Here is a 6,745-nt window from a genome sequence, read left to right as displayed (position 1 = left end):
GGACCGTTTTGCTTTCCTAGGGGCACGCTCTTCAGCTAACTTTTGCCAAGAAGATCACTTGGCAAAAGTGGATCTTCAGATGGTGCTAATCCCTCAGGAGTCAAAACGGTCCGCCTCCGCTAGCAGGATATTCTATACTGAAATAACTGAACAAATTTTCGTGTTCCATGGTAAAACATGCTCAGAGATCCTTATTTTTGGTGCATAAAAGCTATTCTCGATATGAATTATTCATGCTGTCATGATTTGAACTGTTAAAAACCATTTGAAACACCAGCATGATTGTTTATTTAGGCTAAAACGATGATTTCATCTAACTTCATCAGGATATTATTTCTTCCATACGCTGTAGAATCCTATTAGAGCGCAGGCCAACCACGTAGACTCCTATGGGAATAGGGCGAGCTGAAGATCCACTTGAAAAGCGGGTTTCTTTTCAAGTTAGCTGAAGCCGTCCCCATGGAAAGCGGAGTGGTTGGCCGGAGCGGAAGCTATACACAATAACCTGTTCAAAAAATAAAAAGATGAGTTGATTAAAAGAAAGCATGATAATAGAGACCATGAACATCCTAGAACAGCAAGGTTTATATGTTTATTCTTAGGTGCGAAAGTTGAGTTAATTAGATAAGAAAAAGATTCCTTTTATAAGAAGTTTACCCATTTTGACTAAAATCAGATCAATGGATGTATTGCAAAAAAACTTATAAATTCAGGGTTTAGCCTATATTTAAACTATTAGAAAAGCCAAAGGTCAAAAAAAAATAAAAAAATTTGACTAAAATACTTGAAAGTCAAAGAAGGTCAGAGTATAATGTAATTATAGTCAAAGATAGTCAAAGTCAAAACAACGATAAACAAGCTATCTGACTAATTTAAAAGGAGGAATGAGAAATGAAATGTCAAAACTGTGGACAAAATGAAGCAACAATTAATGCACAAATGCAAATGAATGGACAACGTATGGAAGTGCATCTTTGCCATGAGTGCTTACAAGAAATACAAGGAAATATGATGAACAGTGACTTTTTCTCTAATTCTCCATTTGGCAATATGGATCAATCATTTGCCAACAACTTTTTCCAAGGTAATCAGCAAAGTGGTGCAAGTGCACGCACAAGAACAAAACAAAAATCAAACAATGGAAATGGCTTGATTGATCAGTTAGCAAAAAATATTACTGATCAAGCACGAGCAGGGAAGATTGATCCTGTCATTGGTAGAGATAAAGAAATTAAACGAGTTATTGAAACATTAAATAGAAGAAATAAAAACAACCCGGTATTAATCGGTGAACCAGGTGTTGGTAAAACCGCAATTGCAGAAGGGCTGGCAGTAAATATTGTTGAAGGAAATGTTCCTGCTAAATTATTAAACAAAGAAATTTATCTGCTGGATGTAGCTTCTTTAGTTGCAAACACTGGTATTCGCGGTCAATTTGAAGAGCGGATGAATAAATTGATTGCTGAATTACAGGAACGTAATGATGTGATCGTATTTATCGATGAAATTCATCTTCTTGTCGGTGCGGGTACAGCAGAAAGCTCTCAAATGGATGCCGGCAACATCTTAAAACCGGCTCTTGCACGGGGTGATTTGCAGGTAATCGGTGCAACAACTTTAAAAGAATACCGTCAAATTGAAAAAGATGCAGCGTTAGAACGACGCTTGCAGCCGATTATCGTAAAAGAACCATCCTTAGAAGATGCGGTGAAAATTCTGAAAGGGATTAAAGACCGTTATGAAAAATTCCATGAAGTCCGTTATTCTGATGAAGTAGTTGAAGCTTTTGTCGGCTTATCCAACCGCTATATCCAAGACCGGTTCTTACCGGATAAAGCAATCGACTTAATGGATGAGGTTGGTTCCAGATTGAATTTGGAAAACGCTCAGAAAGACTCTGAATCCTTACAACAGCGTTTAGACGAAGTTGTGACACAAAAACAGGAAGCAGCAGAAAAAGAAGATTATGAGCGTGCAGCAAATCTTCGTTATCAGGAAATCCAATTACAAAAACAATTGGAAAAAGCAGAAGACGGTGAGAAAGTATTGGATGTAGATATTTCTGATATCCAATTAATTGTAGAAGAAAAAACTGGCATTCCAGTAACTAAAATGCAAAAAGATGAGAAAGAAAAAATGAAAAATCTGGCTAATGATCTCCGTGCCAAAGTAATCGGACAGGAAGAAGCAGTAGCAAAAGTTGCTAAATCAATCCGCCGCAGCCGTGCCGGATTAAAAGCAAAAGAACGTCCAATCGGCTCCTTCTTATTTGTCGGCCCTACGGGTGTCGGAAAAACAGAATTAACGAAGGTACTGGCAGAAGAATTATTCGGTACAAGAGATGCTCTGGTCCGTCTGGATATGAGTGAGTATATGGAAAAACACGCGGTGTCTAAAATTATCGGTTCACCTCCAGGATATGTAGGACATGAGGAAGCTGGACAGCTGACCGAACGCATCCGCAGAAACCCATACTCTATTCTGTTACTGGATGAAATTGAAAAAGCACACCCAGATGTGCAAAATACGTTCTTACAAATTATGGAGGACGGACATTTAACAGATTCTCATGGCAGAAGAGTAAGCTTTAAGGATACAGTCATTATTATGACAAGTAATGCCGGAACTGGCGAAAAACAAGTGAATGTCGGCTTTAACAGCAAAACACATGAATCAGTTTCCACATTAGAAAATCTAAGTAACTATTTCAAACCAGAGTTTCTGAACCGTTTTGATGCGATTGTAAACTTTAATGAATTAAAAGAAGCAGATTTATTACAAATTGTTGATCTTATGCTGCATGATTTAGAAGCAACCATGAAGGAAAACCAAATCAGCATCACTATCTCTGACGATGCTAAGCAGCGTCTGGTTAAATTAGGGTATGATCCACGTTTTGGTGCACGTCCATTACGCCGTGTTATCCAGGATAAAGTAGAGGATCAATTAACTGATTTAATTCTTGAAGGTGAAGATGTAACAGCAGTTCATGTGGATGTAGATGAAGAAGAAATTGTTGTTTCAAATGCATCTTAATAAAAAGTTAAAATAATTGCGTAAGGCATATCAAATAAAATAAAGGAAAAAAGACCAGCTAACCAATTATTGGTTTAGCTGGTTTTTTGTTTTAGGATAGAAAATAATTTCATGGCTGTCTATATCCTGTTCGAAAGATCACCTAAGCGGGTAAGTATATTATTCATAAATAGCTTAGTTTAATAATGATATCTTATCGTGTAAGAATGAGATGGAAAGTTATCAAAATTACTGAAAATTATATTGTATAGATTTTATACGGTCAAGTATAATTAAATAAAGTTAAAAAGAAGTATAGAAAATTAACAAAATAATAAACTTGAATTATAGTACGAAGAAAGGACAGATTTCTTACTTAGTATCAAAGACGGTGTAAACCTAATATTATAATTTAGTTTTTACAGGAGCAAGGATATATAGCAGGTTTTTAAATAAAGTTCATTTAGAACTATGAAGATTGTTAAAGGAGATTATACCCAAAAATGAATCGAAAAAAGATAGTCCTTATTTTGCTATTTCTTTTACTTCTCACAGGTTTACGATTTTCATGGTTACACCTTTTTGATAGGGGACAAGCCACTTTCATTGAAAATGGACAGGTTGACTTAGTAGAGCAGGGAATGGAAAGTCAAGAGATTATGAAGCTTGAGGGGGAGTGGAGTTTTTTTCCTGAACAATTAATTCCCCCTCAGGAAATGAATGATACAGCAGTTACGGAAGATAAGGTATATAGGCATTTTCCTGATCAATGGTTTGCATATATAAAAAATCAGAGTTTCTCATATGGCACATTTCACTTACATGCAACCATTGATGAATCACTAGTTAACCATCCATTAGCCATATATATGCCCAGGTTTCCATCAGCAAGTAAAATTTATGTGAATGGAGAATTAGTTGGCCAAGCAGGGGCCCCATCAGTCATATTAGAAGAATTTTCATCAAGAACATTACCTTACTATGTTATCTTCCAAACAGAATCGACGAATTTGGATATCTCTATTCAAGTCAGCCATGACAGTAAGCCTGTTAAATTTGGAGAGCAGCCTATATTGTTCGGTCAGGCAGATGATATTATTACTATGGTACAAATTAATATGCTGACAAAAATTATTGTCATGGTGTTTACACTTTTACTCACAATTGCTGTGATTTTCTTGTTTTTCCTGAGATTTAAAACCAAACTGGCACTTTATTTCGGTCTGCTTATGGCTGGGATATCACTTATGGTGTTATTTGATCCTGATGGAGCTGCTTTGTTAACACTGCCGATAGATGCTGTTGTGCGTACAAAATTTACACTATTGATACATATCTTTATAGCTATTTTTTTACTTAAATTCGTAGAGAATTTTTTACCAGGCTATGCGCCAAAATCTCTCTATCGAATCTTTTCTATCTTGTTTTTAATATATGGTTTGCTTGTCATAAGTTTGCCTGTTTCCATCATTTTGGAATATCAATTTATACTTGGTATTATTCAAATAATTAATGCTTTAATTGTTATTATGCAGATTGTAAGGGCGAATGTAGGCGGAGTACCGAATTCTTTTTTATTATTATTGGCTGCAGCTGCTGTATTAAATAATGTGGTATGGGCATTTATAAAGCATAGAATGAACCTGATAATAGATTTCTACCCTTTAGACCTGCTTATAGCTTTATTTCTTTTTACAGGCTTTTGGATATGCTTATTTTTACAATATACCGAAGAGATTGAAGAAAAAAATAAAAAATTACGTTTAGCAAATAAGAGCAGAGATGATTTTCTGGCTAATACATCGCATGAAATGAGAAATCCATTGCATAGTATGATGCATATTGCACAATATGTGTTAGATAACCCGGAGAATAAAATAACGAAAACAGATCGCAACGATCTCATCTTGTTAGTTCAAGTAGGTAGAAAAATGTCCATGCTAATCAATGATTTAATTGATCTTTCACAAATAAAGGAGCATAATTTACGGCTGGACAAAAAAGCCGTAGATCTTCATGTGCAAATCAAGATTGTCTTGGATATGCTGGCACATGTCATAGAAGGTAAACCAATACAAATTATCAATAAAGTAAAAGCATCTTTTCCACTACTTAATGCAGATGAAAACCGCTTGAATCAAATATTATTAAATCTTCTGCATAATGCGGTCAAATTCACTGAATTAGGTGTAATTATCATTCAGGCAGAAGTAACAGAGGGTATGGCAGTGATAGAGGTAACAGATACCGGCAAAGGAATTGATAAAGAAGATATTGAAAGGATTTTTCTTCCATATGAGCAAGTAACCAGTGATGATACATCAGATCATCCGGGGACAGGCATTGGTCTGGCTATCACTAAGGAGCTGGTTGAGTTACAAGGTGGAACTCTTCATGTTAAATCCAAATTGGGAATAGGGACAACTTTTCGGTTTACAATTGCTTTATTTGAGGGCAACATTTCTATAGATGCACTTGCAGATAAGAAGGAGCCGGTAATTGAAAGTGTTGTTGAGCATTCAGGTGAAGTACAGCAACCCGTGAATCAGCGCTTTAGGTTATTACTTGTAGATGACGAAAGAATAAATTTAACAGTGGTATCAAAATTACTAGATAGAAACCGGTATGAAATTATTTTTGCTGATAATGTAGAAGAGGCGTTGGCCTATTTAAGTAAACAGCAATTTGATTTGGTAATAAGTGATGTTATGATGCCCGGGATGTCTGGCTTTGACCTGACAAGGGAAATAAGGAAAGAATACAATTTATCTGAACTGCCTATTCTGCTGCTTACAGCACGGGCTCGACCAGAGGATTTAGAAGCTGGTTTTATGGCTGGAGCTAATGATTATGTTGTGAAACCTGTTGAACCCCTGGAATTGCAAGCGAGAGTCCGGGTTTTAACAGATTTAAAAGAAGCTGTCACAGAACATCTGCGTATGGAAGCTGCTTGGCTGCGGGCTCAAATTAATCCACATTTTATATTTAATACAATTAATTCTATTTTTAGCTTAATGGAAATGGACCAGGAGAAGATGAAGGATTTATTAAGCCATTTTATTTATTACTTACAAACAAGTTTTGATTTTCAAAATGCAAATGCGCTGGTTTCTTTGGAGCAAGAATTGAATCTAGTCGATGCATATCTTGGTATTGAAAAAGCTCGTTTCGGAGATAGAATCCAAGTTCACACACGCATCGATGTGGATACTTCTGCTATCTATATTCCGCCTCTCTCTCTTCAGACATTAGTTGAAAATGCTGTGAAACATGGTATATTAAAACATCAACAAGGTGGGGAAATTATGATTGAGGCAGTTTATTGTGAAGAAATGTGTGAAATTCGGATAAAGGATAGTGGCATTGGATTCCCAAAAGAAGTAAAAGAATGGCTGCGTATGAATGGGGGTCGGGATAGGACTGGAATTGGTTTATTGAATACTGAAAAAAGACTGAAGCAATACGCAGGAGAGGGAATATCTATTGATAGCAAGCCTGGTAAAGGTACGACAATTATCTTTCGCCTTCCTTGTTAATATAAGAGGAGCAAGGAAGGGGTTTTATATTTATAGAAAAGTCAATATTGTGTATGTTTAGAAGTTGAATAGAATATAATTATACTTGAACTGAGATATTTAACATGATGACAGTATGTATAGAATTTGTAAAGGTTTCGAAGAGGTACCAAGTATTCGTTTTTATGTAAGATTAATTATACTCACATAAATAA

Annotated in this window: 3 protein-coding genes; all 3 read left to right on the top strand. The window is 35.8% G+C overall.

Annotation, left to right across the window (positions count from 1 at the left end; all coding sequences use genetic code 11):
- The coding region (locus tag BN1068_RS23850) for a hypothetical protein (protein WP_217697325.1) at positions 1-208 on the top strand (208 nt) is incomplete at its 5' end.
- Positions 209-891: 683 nt separating this feature from the next.
- Positions 892-3,036, top strand: coding sequence for an ATP-dependent Clp protease ATP-binding subunit (locus BN1068_RS15310; protein ID WP_077603696.1), 2,145 nt, complete (start codon positions 892-894; stop codon positions 3,034-3,036).
- Between the two features lie 482 nt (positions 3,037-3,518).
- Entirely contained in the window at positions 3,519-6,551 is a 3,033-nt protein-coding gene (locus tag BN1068_RS15305) for an ATP-binding protein (RefSeq protein WP_077603695.1), read from the top strand.
- Positions 6,552-6,745 lie beyond the last annotated feature (194 nt).

Source organism: Oceanobacillus sojae, from assembly GCF_900162665.1.
Taxonomy (GTDB): domain Bacteria; phylum Bacillota; class Bacilli; order Bacillales; family Amphibacillaceae; genus Oceanobacillus; species Oceanobacillus sojae_A.
This window is presented reverse-complemented; position numbering and strand designations above follow the sequence as displayed.

Bases quoted from the DNA above. Each gene is read 5' to 3' on its own strand.
- BN1068_RS15310 (WP_077603696.1), top strand. From the start codon at position 892: ATGAAATGTCAAAACTGTGGACAAAATGAAGCAACAATTAATGCACAA.
- BN1068_RS15305 (WP_077603695.1), top strand. From the start codon at position 3,519: ATGAATCGAAAAAAGATAGTCCTTATTTTGCTATTTCTTTTACTTCTC.